This window comes from Tabrizicola piscis, assembly GCF_003940805.1.
Lineage (GTDB): Bacteria > Pseudomonadota > Alphaproteobacteria > Rhodobacterales > Rhodobacteraceae > Tabrizicola > Tabrizicola piscis.
In genome coordinates this window covers 177,321-190,932 of sequence record NZ_CP034328.1, presented here as the reverse complement: position 1 = coordinate 190,932, position 13,612 = coordinate 177,321, and the positions used below count along the sequence as shown (strand labels likewise).

Annotated in this window: 14 protein-coding genes; 8 read left to right on the top strand and 6 right to left on the bottom strand. The window is 62.5% G+C overall.

Annotated elements, in window-relative coordinates:
* Positions 1-87 precede the first annotated feature (87 nt).
* The 3 genes from EI545_RS00890 to EI545_RS00880 all read right to left on the bottom strand — a co-directional run bounded on the left by EI545_RS00890 (position 88) and on the right by EI545_RS00880 (position 2,905).
* On the bottom strand, positions 88-798 hold the full coding sequence (locus EI545_RS00890; RefSeq protein WP_125323712.1) for an ABC transporter ATP-binding protein: 711 nt from the start codon (positions 796-798) through the stop codon (positions 88-90).
* The gene (locus EI545_RS00885; RefSeq protein WP_125323711.1) at positions 791-1,582 is read right to left on the bottom strand and encodes an ABC transporter ATP-binding protein; all 792 of its coding nucleotides are present in this window, start codon (positions 1,580-1,582) and stop codon (positions 791-793) included. The genes EI545_RS00890 and EI545_RS00885 overlap by 8 nt, the downstream gene beginning before the upstream one ends.
* A gap of 117 nt (positions 1,583-1,699) precedes the next feature.
* Complete coding sequence (locus EI545_RS00880; protein WP_125323710.1) at positions 1,700-2,905, bottom strand: ABC transporter substrate-binding protein; 1,206 nt, start codon at positions 2,903-2,905, stop codon at positions 1,700-1,702.
* A 184-nt stretch (positions 2,906-3,089) separates the two neighbouring features.
* On the opposite strand from EI545_RS00880, the gene EI545_RS00875 reads away from it, so the two are divergent.
* A complete protein-coding gene (locus tag EI545_RS00875) occupies positions 3,090-4,211 on the top strand; it encodes a PQQ-dependent sugar dehydrogenase (RefSeq protein ID WP_125323709.1) in 1,122 nt (373 codons plus the stop codon).
* A 30-nt stretch (positions 4,212-4,241) separates the two neighbouring features.
* On the opposite strand, the gene EI545_RS00870 is transcribed toward EI545_RS00875, so the two are convergent.
* The gene (locus tag EI545_RS00870; protein ID WP_125323708.1) at positions 4,242-5,261 is read right to left on the bottom strand and encodes a GlxA family transcriptional regulator; all 1,020 of its coding nucleotides are present in this window, start codon (positions 5,259-5,261) and stop codon (positions 4,242-4,244) included.
* Between the two features lie 168 nt (positions 5,262-5,429).
* Between EI545_RS00870 and EI545_RS00865 the strand changes: the two genes are divergently transcribed.
* A complete protein-coding gene (locus EI545_RS00865; protein WP_125323707.1) occupies positions 5,430-6,800 on the top strand; it encodes a class II 3-deoxy-7-phosphoheptulonate synthase in 1,371 nt (456 codons plus the stop codon).
* 66 nt (positions 6,801-6,866) lie between these two features.
* Here EI545_RS00865 and EI545_RS00860 read toward each other — a convergent pair whose 3' ends face one another.
* Positions 6,867-7,469 (bottom strand): PAS domain-containing protein, encoded by a 603-nt coding sequence (locus EI545_RS00860; RefSeq protein ID WP_125323706.1) that lies wholly within the window; start codon positions 7,467-7,469, stop codon positions 6,867-6,869.
* 155 nt (positions 7,470-7,624) lie between these two features.
* On the opposite strand from EI545_RS00860, the gene EI545_RS00855 reads away from it, so the two are divergent.
* The 3 genes from EI545_RS00855 to EI545_RS00845 are packed head-to-tail and all read left to right on the top strand — an operon-like array spanning position 7,625 to position 9,672.
* The gene (locus EI545_RS00855) at positions 7,625-8,509 is read left to right on the top strand and encodes a YicC/YloC family endoribonuclease (RefSeq protein ID WP_125327176.1); all 885 of its coding nucleotides are present in this window, start codon (positions 7,625-7,627) and stop codon (positions 8,507-8,509) included.
* A 3-nt stretch (positions 8,510-8,512) separates the two neighbouring features.
* The gene (gene gmk, locus EI545_RS00850; RefSeq protein ID WP_125323705.1) at positions 8,513-9,157 is read left to right on the top strand and encodes a guanylate kinase; all 645 of its coding nucleotides are present in this window, start codon (positions 8,513-8,515) and stop codon (positions 9,155-9,157) included.
* Positions 9,154-9,672 carry a gamma carbonic anhydrase family protein gene (locus EI545_RS00845; protein ID WP_125323704.1) on the top strand — a complete coding sequence of 173 codons (519 nt, stop codon included), beginning with the start codon at positions 9,154-9,156 and terminating at the stop codon, positions 9,670-9,672. Before gmk ends, EI545_RS00845 begins: the two co-directional genes overlap by 4 nt.
* Positions 9,673-9,680: 8 nt before the next feature.
* Here EI545_RS00845 and EI545_RS00840 read toward each other — a convergent pair whose 3' ends face one another.
* Positions 9,681-10,019: a hypothetical protein gene (locus EI545_RS00840; protein WP_125323703.1), complete on the bottom strand. Its 339-nt coding sequence runs from the start codon at positions 10,017-10,019 to the stop codon at positions 9,681-9,683.
* Between the two features lie 229 nt (positions 10,020-10,248).
* Between EI545_RS00840 and EI545_RS00835 the strand changes: the two genes are divergently transcribed.
* The 3 genes from EI545_RS00835 to EI545_RS21255 all read left to right on the top strand — a co-directional run bounded on the left by EI545_RS00835 (position 10,249) and on the right by EI545_RS21255 (position 13,573).
* Positions 10,249-11,265 (top strand): sensor histidine kinase, encoded by a 1,017-nt coding sequence (locus EI545_RS00835; protein WP_125323702.1) that lies wholly within the window; start codon positions 10,249-10,251, stop codon positions 11,263-11,265.
* Between the two features lie 344 nt (positions 11,266-11,609).
* The gene (locus tag EI545_RS00830; protein WP_125323701.1) at positions 11,610-12,245 is read left to right on the top strand and encodes a hypothetical protein; all 636 of its coding nucleotides are present in this window, start codon (positions 11,610-11,612) and stop codon (positions 12,243-12,245) included.
* A 224-nt stretch (positions 12,246-12,469) separates the two neighbouring features.
* On the top strand, positions 12,470-13,573 hold the full coding sequence (locus EI545_RS21255) for an AbiTii domain-containing protein (RefSeq protein WP_164517171.1): 1,104 nt from the start codon (positions 12,470-12,472) through the stop codon (positions 13,571-13,573).
* The last annotated feature ends 39 nt before the right edge of the window (positions 13,574-13,612 follow it).

The following is a 13,612-nucleotide window of genomic DNA, read 5'->3' as shown; positions in this document are numbered from 1 at the left end:
CCGCGCATCGAGTTGCCAAATGGCAAGACGCCCGGAACGTCGGTTTCAGCTTTGGCAATCGCAGCCCAATAAAACTGGTTCATGGCCTCATCCCCCCAGAAAGCTGCGGCGGACTTCGGGGTCGGCCATCAGAGCCTTGCCGGTGTCGGTGAAACGGTTGGCGCCCTGCACAAGGACATAGCCCTTGTCGGCAATCTCCAGCGCTTGGCGGGCATTCTGTTCGACCATCAGGATGGAAATCCCGGTGCGCGCGACCTCGATGATCCGGTCGAACAATTCGTCCATCACGATGGGGCTGACGCCGGCGGTCGGTTCATCCAGCATCAGGACGCGGGGCTGGGTCATCAGCGCGCGCCCAACTGCGACTTGCTGGCGCTGGCCGCCGGACAATTCCCCCGCCGCCTGATAGCGCTTGGTTTTCAGGACCGGGAACAGCTCATAGACCTGCTCCAGCGTGCCCTTGATGTCATCGCGGCGCAGGAAGGCGCCCATCTCAAGGTTTTCCTCCACCGTCATCGAGGTGAAGATGTTCTGGGTCTGCGGCACGAAGGCCATGCCCTTGGCCACGCGGGCCTGCGGGGTGAGGGCAGAGATGTCTTCACCATTCAGCCGGACCTGCCCGCCGCGCAGCTTTAGCATCCCGAAGACCGCCTTCATCGCGGTGGACTTGCCCGCGCCATTCGGGCCGACGATGACCGCGATTTCGCCGGGTTCCACGGCGATGGTGCAGGCATGCAGGATATCGACCGCGCCGTAGCCGCCAGTCATCGCCTCGCCAATCAGAAAGGGCTCAGACATGGAAGCCCTCCGCCTTGGCCTTGTTCTTCAGGCCGGTGCCCAGATAGGCCTCGATCACCCGTTCGTCGGACTTCACCTGTTCCACCGTGCCTTCGGCCAGCACATGCCCTTCGGCCATGACGATCACCGGGTCGCACAGGCGGCCGATGAAATCCATGTCATGCTCGATCACGCAAAAGGTATAGCCGCGTTCCTTGTTCAACCGCACGATCGCATCGCCGATGGTGTTGAGAAGGGTGCGGTTCACACCAGCGCCCACTTCGTCCAGAAAGACGATCTTGGCGTCGACCATCATCGTGCGGCCCAGTTCCAGCAGCTTTTTCTGCCCGCCCGAGATCATGCTGGCCTTCTGGTCAGCCAGATGGCCAATCGTCAGAAACTCCAGCACTTCATCGGCTTTCTTGCGGATCTCCGCCTCTTGCCGGGCGACGCGGCCACGGGCGAACCAGCTGTTCCAGATCGTCTCACCCGCCTGATTGGGCGGCACCATCATCAGGTTTTCGCGGACTGTCATCGACCCGAATTCATGCGCGATCTGAAACGTCCGCAGCAGGCCCTTGTGAAACAGCACATGCGGCGGCAGGCCTGTGATATCCTGGCCATCCATCAGCACCCGGCCACTGGTTGGCGGCAGGCGTCCGGCGATCACGTTGAACAGTGTGGTCTTACCGGCCCCGTTGGGCCCGATCAGCCCGGTAATCGACCCCGTCTTGATAGTCAGCGATGCCCCGTCAACGGCGCGAAAGCCCCCGAAATGCCGGTGAAGGTCTTCGACAACGATCATCCATTTCCCCCAAAAGCCCCAGCCCTGCCGCCGAACGTCCCCAGTCGGGCAGGTGCCATAGTGCAACGGCCCGGGGAGATGCCCGGGCCGCTGCGGTCTGTCAACCGGTAAACCGGATCAACGGAACTGGACGGTTTCGTAGACGCCGCTCTTGACCTCGAACTGCTTGTAGCGGCCAGCGCTTTCGCCCGGACCGATCAGCGTCACACCCGAAGCGCCGTCATAGTCGATGGCGGTGCCGGCAGCGATCAGTTCCAGCGCCTTGCCAATCTCGCCCGGCAGGATCTTGGTGCCCGACCCGTCAGCGGGGCCATTGGCGATTTCCAGAATCTTGTCCTTGTAGACCTGCGGATCGGTCGACCCGGCGGCCTGCATCGCAAGGATGATCAGGGCGGCGGCGTCATAGGACTCCATCGTGTAGGGCGAGGTGGCGTCGAACGGAACCGGCGCAGTCTTGCCCATTTCGGTCAGGATCGCGGCGCCAGCCGAATCCGACTGGGCGACCTGGCCGTAGGAGCCGTCAAGAGCCGGGCCAATGGCTGCGGGCAGGGTGTCACCCACCATGCCGCCCGGCAGACCGAAGACCGAGAACGCGCCAGAATCGAGCGAGGCCTGGATGATGCCCTTGCCGCCCTGGTCCAGATAGCCCGCGACGACCAGAAGGTCCCCACCCGCCGAGGCCAGCGCCGCGACTTCGGCCGAATAGTCGGCTTTGCCATCTTCATGCGCCGCGTTGATCGTGATCGTGCCGCCCTTGGCCTGGAAAGCCGAGGCAATCGCTTCGGCCAGACCCTTGCCATAGTCGTTGTTGGTATAGGTCAGCGCGATCGACTTGATGCCCTTTTCCACCAGAATGTCGGCCATGACTTCGCCTTCGCGCGCATCCGACGGTGCGGTGCGGAAGAACAGGCCGTCATCTTCGGCAGAGGTCAGCGCCGGCGAGGTGGCCGAGGGCGAGATCATGACCATCCCGTTCGGACGCGCCACGTTCTGCAGCACAGCGCCGGTGATGCCGGAACAGTCGCCGCCGATCATGCCCTTGATGCCTTCCGCCGTGATCAGGCGTTCGGCCGCTGCCGTGCCAGCCGCGGTGTCGATGGCGCAGGTGCTGTCCGCGCGCACGCCCACGACGGTCGACCCGTCCATGAACTTGCCCGAATCCGACGCCTCTTTCATCGCCAGGTCCGCTGCCGCAGCCATGTGGCCCGTCAGCGATTCAATCGGCCCGGTGAAGCCGATGAAGATGCCCAGCTTGACTTCTTCAGCCGTAGCAGCGCCCGCCAAAGCCGCAGAGGCCACGGTCGCGAGAAGCAGTTTTTTCATTTTTGTCTCCCTAATTGGATCGCAATCCTGCCGAAGACCCTAGAGTCCCAAATTCGAAAAGAAAAGCGGTTTGACGATGGAAAAAGATGCCCTGCAAAAGGCAGATACGCCGCTGTGAGGGATCGTGATTGGCAGGCTGCAGGCATCCTTCCTATCTGACACCAAAAGCACATGAGAGGACGCCATGCCAAAGGTCAGACATCGGTTCGAAGCGGCGCTTGCGGCGCTGTTCATGGGGGCATCTGTTGCAGGGGCGGCCGACGGCATCGAAACCTCGGCCGGGGTCCTGCAGATCACCCCGGTCGCCGAAGGGCTGGAGGAACCCTGGGCCATCAGCTTTCTGCCGGGTGGCGCCTTTCTCGTCACTGAACGCGATGGCGTCCTGAAACACTTCGCAGCCCCCTTGGCCGAACCGCAGCTGGTCTCGGGCTTGCCCGAGATCGAGGTTGAGGGGCAGGGGGGTCTGCTGGACGTGCTGATCCCGCAGGATTTCGACACCACGCGCGAAGTGTGGCTGACCTATGCCAAGGCGCAAGACGGCGGGTCTGGCACGGCGATCGGCAAGGGCACGCTATCGGCGGATGGCACGACGCTGGAAGGCTTCACCGACCTGTTCGAGATGCCGCCGGGGTCATCCGGCGGGCGGCATTTCGGCGCGCGCATGGTCGAGGCGACGGATGGCACGATCTTCCTGACCCTTGGGGATCGCGGCACGGGGCCGGGCGGGTTGCAATCCCAGGATGTTTCGGTGGCCGAGGGCAAGATCATCCACCTCAACCGCGATGGCAGCCCGGCCACGCAGCTTGAAGGCGCGCTGCCGGGCTTGTTCAGCCTTGGCCACCGCAATCCGCAAGGAGCGACACTGGACCTCGACGGCCGCCTGCTGATCGTCGAACACGGCGCGCGCGGCGGGGATGAGCTGAACGCACCCGAAGCGGGCAAGAACTATGGCTGGCCGGTCATCACCTATGGGGTGAACTACAACGGCAGGTCGATCGGCACCGGCACGGCGCAAGACGGGATGGAGCAGCCGTTGCACTACTGGGACCCCTCCATCGCGCCTTCGGGCCTGTTGGTCTATTCCGGCGCGCTGATCCCGGACTGGCGGGGGGATATCCTGTTCGGCTCGCTCAACAGCGATTTCCTTGGGCGGCTTGATCCCGATACCGCCGCCGACACCGGCTATGCCGAGGAACGTCTGTCCACTGCCGAAACAGGCCGTGTCCGCGATGTGGTCGAAGCGCCGGATGGGTCGATCTGGTTCCTGTCGGTCGGCAATGGGGCGGCCTACCGGTTGGCGCCCTAGATCGACAGCCTGACTAGATTGCCAGCCTGATTAGATTGACAGCCGCACGGGCCCCGCCCCCGGCATTCCGTGCGACCCACGCTCCCGGTAGGGGGTGGTGTTGTAATGGCTGCGGTAGCATTTGGAAAAATGCGACGGGCTGGCAAAGCCGCAGGCAAGGGCGACGTTGATCACGCTCATGTCGGTCTGCATCAGCAGGTTGCGCGCCTTTTGCAGCCGCAGTTCCATATAGTACCGCTTGGGCGAGCGGTTGAGATAGCGGCGGAACAGACGCTCCAGCTGGCGGGTGGACATGCCCACCTCCTCGGCCAGATCGGCGGGGGACATCGGGTCTTCGATGTTGCCCTCCATCATCTGGATGACCTGCGACAGCTTCGGATGCCGCACGCCGATCCGCGTTGGAATCGACAGCCGCTGGGTGTCTTGATCCGTGCGAATGGTGGAATAGATCAGCTGGTCAGCCACGGTATTCGCCAGATCCTCGCCATGGTCCTGGGCAATGATCCGCAGCATCAGGTCGATCGACGAGATCCCCCCCGCCGTGGTCCAGCGATTGCCATCCATCACGAAGACCGACTTCGTCAGCTTCACATCCTCGAACTCCTCGGCAAAACCGTCCTGATTTTCCCAATGGATCGTGGCTTTCTTGCCGTCCAGCAGGCCCGCCTTGGCAAGGGTATGCGACCCGGTGCACAGGCCACCAATGGTGATCCCGCGCCGCGCCTCGCGCCGCAGCCAGCCGATCACGCCCTTGGTCGTGGTCTTCTGGATATCGACCCCGCCGCAGACCAGCACGGTATCGTCGCGGTCCATCTCGACAAGGCCAAGGTCCAGTCGGAAGGTAGCTCCGTTCGAACAGGTCTTTTCCACCCCTTCACCGCACAAGGCCCAGCTGTAAAGTTTCTCGCCCGCAACATGGTTGGCCAGCCGCAACGGTTCAATTGCACCGGCGAAGTTCATCATCGTGAATTTGTCCAAGAGCAGGAACACAAAGCGGCGCGGCGCGTCGGCTTTTGCGGTCTGCGTGGCTTTTTGGGGGGCGAGGGCCATGTCTGCGACGTTTCCGTGTCGTTTGCATGCCACCGAAACCGAAATTCTGCCCCGCCGCAAGGGCCGAAGCGTGCGGTTTTCGCCCAATCGCCCTTTGCAAGGCGGAAACGGGGGGCTATACCGCTGGCCGATCTGCCTGACGTCAGGCGCGAGACCCGGAGAATGACAATGACCAAGGGATGGACCAAAGCGGCATGGCGCGCGAAACCGCGGGTGCAGATGCCGGAGTATCCCGATGCAGCCGCTTTGTCGGCGGTCGAGGGGCAGTTGTCCAAGTACCCCCCGCTGGTCTTCGCCGGTGAGGCGCGGCGGCTGAAAAAGCAGCTTGCGCTGGCGGCGGAAGGCAAGGCGTTCCTGCTGCAGGGCGGTGACTGCGCCGAAAGCTTTGCCGAATTCAGCGCCGACAACATCCGCGACACGTTCCGCGTGATGCTGCAGATGGCCGTCGTGCTGACCTATGCTGCCAAGGTTCCGGTCATCAAGGTGGGCCGGATGGCGGGCCAGTTCGCCAAGCCGCGGAGCGCCCCGACCGAGGTGATCGGCGGCGTGGAATACCCGTCCTACCGCGGTGACATCATCAACGGGTTCGAGACGACGGTCGAAGCCCGCACGCCCGACCCACATCGGATGCTGCAGGCCTATACTCAGGCGGCAGCCAGCCTGAACCTGCTCCGCGCCTTCTCCACCGGCGGTTTTGCCGACATCCACCGTGTCCACAGCTGGACCCTGGGCTTTGCCGAACACGACAAGGCCGAACGCTACCGCGAGATGGCGAACCGGATCTCTGACGCGCTGGACTTCATGAACGCCGCCGGGGTGAACTCGGACACCGCGAATGAACTGTCGCGGGTCGATTTCTACACCAGCCACGAAGCCCTGCTGCTGGAATATGAAGAGGCGCTGTGCCGCGTCGACAGCATCACCGGACAGAACGTGGCCGGGTCCGGTCACATGATCTGGATCGGCGACCGCACCCGCCAGCCCGATGGCGCGCATGTCGAATTCGCGCGTGGGGTGCTGAACCCGATCGGCTTGAAATGCGGGCCGACGACCACGGCGGAAGACCTCAAGGTCCTGATGGCCAAGCTGAACCCGGAGAATGAGGCCGGCCGTCTGACCCTGATCGCCCGCTTTGGCGCGGGCAAGGTCGGCGAACACCTGCCGCGCCTGATCCGGACCGTGCAGTCCGAAGGGGCCAATGTCGTCTGGTCCTGCGACCCGATGCATGGCAACACGATCAAGTCCTCCTCGGGCTACAAGACCCGGCCCTTCGATTCTGTGCTGCGCGAGGTGCGGGAGTTCTTCGCGATCCACAAGGCCGAAGGCACCGTCCCCGGCGGCGTGCATTTCGAGATGACAGGTCAGGACGTGACCGAATGCACCGGTGGCCTGCGCGCGGTGTCGGATGAAAACCTTGCCGACCGCTACCACACCGCCTGCGACCCGCGCCTGAACGCCAGCCAGTCGCTGGAACTGGCCTTCCTTGTCGCGGAAGAACTGTCGTCGCAGCGGGAAGCCGCGCGCCGCGTAGCACTTTGATCCCCGCCAAATAGGCGTATGGGGCGGCAGGGGTGACCTTGCCGCCCTTCTTCGTTCAGCCCCCCGTCAGCGCGAGTGGACCAGCGTCAGATGGGGGGTTTTGCGGGCAGGCTGTTCGGGCGCGCTTGGCGGTGCGATGGGCGCAAGCCGTTCCTCCTGCCGCCGCAGGATCGAAAACTTCAGTCCCGGGCCAAGCACCCCTTTGGCATGGCCAAGGCACCCCAGGACCAAGCCCCGGTTCGGCCCATCCGTCAATGGCAGCAAAAGCAGGCGCGCCACGACCCCCGCACCGCCCCGGTTCGCAGCAAGGTCAAGCTCGGCAATGCAGTGCCCTGCCGCCACCGGTTCCAGCGCCACGGCCAAATCGGCCCGGGCCCCGCTGGCGAACAGGCAGGACAACGGCAGACCGCGCAAGTCCATCCCCGCCGCCTCGGTCAATGCCGACCCTGCGATGCGGACCTGCACCAGACCCTTTGCGATCCGTTCGGCAAGGAACACCCGGTCCAGCACCCCGCCCAACCCCCTTGGGTCAAGCTGGGCCCGGTCCGGCAGATCCTTCCCGTTCCGCAGACCCTCCCAATAGGCGCGCACTTGCGATGGCCCGGCGAAGACGGTGGGGGATGCAGGCCGGTGCAACAACCGGCCAAGGTCCATCAGCTTGATATCCATCGTCACACTCCTTCGACCACTTACCCCGGCACTTGCGGCCCACGGACCACCACGCCATGAAGAAAACTTAGCGCGGATCGTGAAGATTCGGACGAAAATCTATTCAAATGGTAAATGCTGCGTCCCGTGGCACAGTGGAGGACCGCATGATCTCGATGACTGGCTTTGCCGCCCGGCGCGGTGCAGGGGCGGGCTATGCCTGGACCTGGGATTTGCGGGCGGTCAACGGCAAGGGCTTCGATCTGCGCCTGCGTCTGCCCGACTGGATCGACGGGCTGGAACTGGCGGTCCGCGCCGAACTGCAAAAGGCCGTCACCCGGGGCAACGTCAACCTGACGCTGAAGGTGGCGCAGGAGGATGCTCGGGACACCTCAGCCTACCGACTTAACACCGCAAACCTGTCCGCCGCTCTTGCAGCCATGGGCGGGGTCGAGGCGGCGGCACTCTCTGCCGGTGTCACCCTGCGCCCGGCCACCGCTGCCGATGTGCTGACCCTGCGCGGGGTTCTTGATGCCCAAGCGCAAGAGATCGACACCACCCCCCTGCGCACCGCCCTGCTGGCCGATCTGCCGGCCCTTCTGGCCGATTTCGCCGCCATGCGCGCCACGGAAGGCGCGGCCCTTGCCACCGTCATCAGCGCGCAGATCGACCGGATCGCCGCCCTGACCCGCGACGCCCAGCACGAGGCCGCCTTGCGCAGCGCAACCCAAGCCGACAGCCTCCGTGACAACCTTGCCCGCATCCTTGCCGCGACCGATGCGGTGGATGAAGGTCGCCTTGCCCAGGAACTCGCCCTCATGGCCGTGAAAACCGATGTGACCGAGGAACTTGACCGCCTTCACGCCCATGTCGCCGCCGCCCGTGCCCATCTGGCCGATCCCGCCCCGATGGGCCGCAAGCTGGATTTCCTGATGCAGGAATTCATGCGCGAGGCGAACACCCTGTGCTCCAAGGCGCAGTCACTGGCATTGACCCGGATCGGACTTGACCTGAAAACCGTGATCGATCAGATGCGCGAGCAAGTGCAGAATGTGGAATAGACGATGATTTCTGGTGCGGTCCGGCGCGGGCTTCTTCTCATCCTCTCCTCGCCATCCGGCGCTGGAAAATCCACGCTCTCCCGCATGTTGATGGCCTGGGACCCGACGATGCGGTTCTCCGTCTCGGCCACCACGCGCAGCCCACGGCCAGGTGAAGAGGATGGGCGCGAATACTACTTCCGCGACCGGCAAACCTTTGAATCCATGGTACAATCGGGTGAGATGCTGGAACATGCCGAAGTGTTCGGAAATCTATACGGCAGCCCCCGTGGCCCGGTTCTGGCGGCGATGGAGGCGGGGACTGACACGGTGTTTGACATCGACTGGCAGGGTGGCCAGCAGATCAAGCAGGCGATGCGGGATGATGTCGTGTCGATCTTCATTCTGCCCCCGTCGATTGCCGAACTTGACCGCCGCTTGCGCAACCGCGCGCAGGACAGCGACGCGGTGATCGCCGGGCGCATGGCAAAAAGCCGCGATGAGATCAGCCATTGGGCGGAATATGACTATGTTCTGGTGAACCAGGATCTGGACCAGACCTTTGATCGTCTGAAGACGATCCTGACAGCTGAACGGCTGCGCCGCGAACGCCAACCGCAGCTTTCCGCCTTCGTCCGCGCTCTGAACGAGGAGTTTGAGGCCCGATGATCTATACGCTTGACGGTATCGCCCCGCAGATCGACCCGTCAGCCTGGGTAGCCCCGGACGCCAACCTGATCGGCCGCGTGGTGCTGGAGGCGGAAGCCTCGGTCTGGTTCTGCGCCACCTTGCGCGGCGACAATGAAGAGATCCGGGTTGGCGCCCGGTCAAACGTGCAGGAAAACTGTGTCCTGCACACCGACATCGGCTATCCGCTGGTGATCGGCGCCAACTGCACAATTGGCCACAAGGCGATGCTGCACGGTTGCACGATCGGCGAGGGAAGCCTGATCGGCATGGGGGCCACTGTGCTGAACGGGGCAAGGATCGGCCGGGGCTGCCTGATCGGGGCCGGGGCGCTGATCACCGAAGGCAAGGACATCCCCGACGGCGCGCTTGTCATGGGCGCGCCCGGCAAGGTGGTGCGGATGCTGGATGCTGCCGGGACGGCCCGCCTGCTTGCCTCGGCGGCAGGCTACCGGGCCAACGCGCGGCGGTTCCGGGATGGGCTGCGACCGCTGTGACCGTGACGTCATTCAACTGCAGGTCTGGCAGGGTGATGACGCTCATCTTCTTCAATCATCTCCAGCGTGATCCCTTGCCGCACGGCATGCGCACGCAGCTCCCGCAGAACGACTTGCTGGTTCGGCAGCTTCGGCGTGACGACGCGCATGAGCCCCCGATAGCCCCGCGCGCCAAGACCCTCCATGATCTCCAGCGCATCGAAATCGTTGCAGAACAGGGGGGCTACCACCAGTTCCAGACCCTCGGGCAAGGGGCCATAGTCAGGCCAAGCATCGTAGGTAATCGACGCAGCCTCCTCCGGGCGGATGCTGCCTTGCGCGAAGGTTGCGGCTGGTATCCCGATCACCAGACATCTCAGCGCGTTAACCATAATGTTCCAGGGGCCTTTTATCTCGAAGGACACCGCGAAAACCGACTGTTCCGGGAACAAGTCGCAGGCGATGCCCTGTCTTCCGGGCAACGGCCGGTTGCGCACAAGATCACATTCACAACCGGGAAGTTACAGCGATTTTCCGGCAGTGCAAGGTCGCGCGGGCCATGGCGGTCGCGAAAAATCAAGGCAGGCAAGGAATTCCATGGCTGACACCGGATCCGATCGATTGCTGCAGGGGCTGCCGATGCCCGCCATGCTGATCCAGGGCGAGGATCGGGTGGTGGCCTGCAACGCGCTTGCCCTGACGCTGCTGGGCGAAGGGATCGTCGGGCGGAACCCCGCCGTCGCCGTGCGCACGCCCGCAGTCCTCGAAGCCATCGGTGCTGCCGCCCGGAGTGGCGGGGTGCATGAGGCCCGGATGGCCGTGCGCCGCGACGGGCAGGAGCAGCTGTTTCAGGTCACCGTCTCGGCCCAGGAGGGCGGGCTGGTGCTCTGCGTCTTCCGCGACATCTCTGAGGCGGAGCAAGCCGGGGCGATGCGGCGGGATTTTGTGGCCAACGTCAGCCACGAACTCCGCACCCCGCTGACAGCTCTGATCGGGTTCATCGAGACCCTCCGCCACGCCGCCCGTGACGACCCGGCCGCGCGGGACCGGTTCCTTGGGATCATGGAGCATGAGGCGGGGCGGATGAACCGGCTTGTCCGCGACCTTCTGCAGCTCTCGCGGGTCGAGGCGGAGGAGAGGGTACGCCCCCGCGACCGGGTGGAGGTGCGGGGGGTGCTGGAGGGGGTGATCTCCTCCCTTCGGGGCGTGGCGGAGCGGGAAGGGTCTTCGGTCGTGTTGACCGGGGCCGGGGCGGTGGTGCCGGGGGATGCGGACCAGCTGACGCAGGTCTTCACCAACCTGATCGAGAACGCGTTGAAATACGGGAACGCGGGGCAGGTGGTGCGGGTGACGCTGACCCCGGAGGAGACGGTGCGGGGGGCTGCGGTGCGGGTGGACGTGGCCGATCAGGGCGAGGGGATCGATCCGGTCCACCTGCCGCGGCTGACGGAGCGGTTCTACCGGGTGGACTCTCACCGCTCCCGCGAGTTGGGGGGGACGGGGCTGGGGCTGGCCATCGTCAAGCACATCGTGAGCCGTCACCGGGGCTGGCTGCGGGTAGACAGCGTGCCGGGCGAGGGGAGCCGGTTCTCGGTGGTGCTGCCGCTGGGGTAGGGGCTGGCCAAGGGACCCAGCCCTGTCCCGGGCAGGGACACGGGGCTGCTGTAGGGATTGCAAGGGGTTGCAGGTCGGCGTTAAGGCTTTGTTAGGGTTTGGGCAGGATGCCGGGACGCGCCCTGATCAAGCACCGCGTTGATCGCAATCCTGCAAGCCAGAAGCCGCAAACCAAGCCAACACAGGACTCGCCAGACAAGGGGCTTGCAGATACGCTTATCTTCATATGCGCGAATCCGTTGGATGCGCGGTTTTGGAAGCGGCCAATGGAGAGTCTGGTGATGGTGAGCCGAGTAGGTCTTGTAAGACATGCAATTGTCCTGGGCTTGGTTTTTGGCAGTTCCTTGACCGCAGCCACCGCGCAAGAGACGGCTGCAACACCCGCAGTTCCAAGCACCTTTGTTGAGACGTTTGACAGTGGCGATCCGAATGCCATGCTGGGCGGGCAGCTTGATCTGGTGGCCAGCGAAGCGACGGACTGGGATCAGTATGTGTCCGACGGGAAATTCGTGGTCGAAAACCGTACCGTTGCGCAAAGCGTCTACTACAATGACGTCTCATGGGTGAAATACCCCGACTCCGGCGCTTTGGAACCGACGGAGAGTTCAGTGATTTCCGCAATCGTGGAATCCCGGAACCGGGGCAGCGGCGGGGCTGGGATCTACTTTGGCAATGGCGTTGCCGGGTCCTATCTGGCGTTTCTGGTCGACGCCGAGGGGCAGTACCACGTCATCAGAAAGCAGAACGGCCGGGTCGAGCGCCTGCACAGCGGGCAATCCGACGCGATCCTTGCCGACAAGCCGAATGAGCTGGCATTGGCCTGGCGGGGGGCAAGCCTTGTGTTCTTCGCCAATGACTCCGAAATCATCAGCGTCCCACACACCTATACGCCCGGCAGAGGGGACGGCGGCCTTGGCCTTGCCGCCTTTGGCATTGGTACGTACCTCTTCGACAGCGTCGAGTTCGCCCGCGCGAATTGATGCGCGGGGGTGATGCGTAGGGCTGACGGTGGTGCGCGGGGAATGCGCAGACTGCCCTTGCTGGGGCGAGGTGGGGGCCGCAAGGGATTTCGCCGTGTCCCGGGCAGGGACAGGGGGGCGGATTTAGGATTTCAAGGGGTTGGGGGTAGGTGCTAGGGGCTTGTTAAGGGAATGGTCAATTAATGTTCAAGGTGTAACATTGACCTGAAAAAAGAAGTCCTCAAATGGTGACACATATGAAAAGCACGGTTGCAGCGGAAGCGTTAGTATTGGCTGACGAAATACTTAAGGATATAGAGCTTTCACGCTGTCCCCTTACCGAAACGTGCTTGAAGGCAGTTCGCTTGGCCAGACTGACTGGCGAAGTTGAAATGTCTCAAATATTCATGCACGAGGCCTCGGGTTATCCATCGACACCAAATGGCATACCGGCTGATACTTTCGATCTATGCCGAAAGGCCGGTAGAGTATTCTTGGATAAAGATTCAGAAAAAGGGGAAGCTCTTGTTGAGCGTGCTAGCACCGCATCGATCGATCAAATACTTTCCTCGATAGAAACGTTTAGAACCAGATTGGAGTTTAGCCGACCACAAGCGGTTAACATTGTCTCTGCGAATCCAAATCAATATGTTAATGCTCCATTCAGGAACATAACACTGGAGAACGGTCTTTCTAGCAGTTTAACGAAGGCTGTCGGCTCTCTTTCTTCTCGAAGAACGTTCATCTATGACTATGCGCTTTCGAAGCACCTGACGTTGAATGTCTCATCAGCGGCCGAGGATATCTTTGAAGAGTATCGCCAGCGCTCAGATGCCCTAATAATCCGTACGATACCGGAAGAACTTAAACGCCTGGAGTCCATCAGCGAGAACCTTAGGTCTGAAAACAAGGAAGATTGGGCAAACGCTGTGCATAGTTGCCGCCGACTTTTGCAGGCTGTTGCCGATGCCGTTTACCCGGCACAGGCGGGAGTAACTGTGAAGAGCAACGGACATGATATAAAGATTGGTCCTGACAATTACATTAACCGGCTCGTTTTATTCTGTGAATCCAAGCAGAACTCCAAGATTTATGAAGCGATTGTTGGCTCCAACCTCAGCTATCTTGGCAATCGGCTCGATTCATTGTTCGCCGCTGCTCAGAAGGGATCGCATGCTGAAGTGTCACGCCCTGAGGCAAATCGGTGTGTCATTCAAACTTATCTTGCTGTGGGTGATATATTAACTTTATTGGATTCAAATTTGAACAGGCCGGATGAGATCAAAATAGCGGTACAGGTTAAGGAATCTCCCGATGAAGTCGTTGATGGATCAAAAGTAGCGAAGTAGGCAATACAGATAGAGCAGCAAGGAATTCGTCGAGAATCA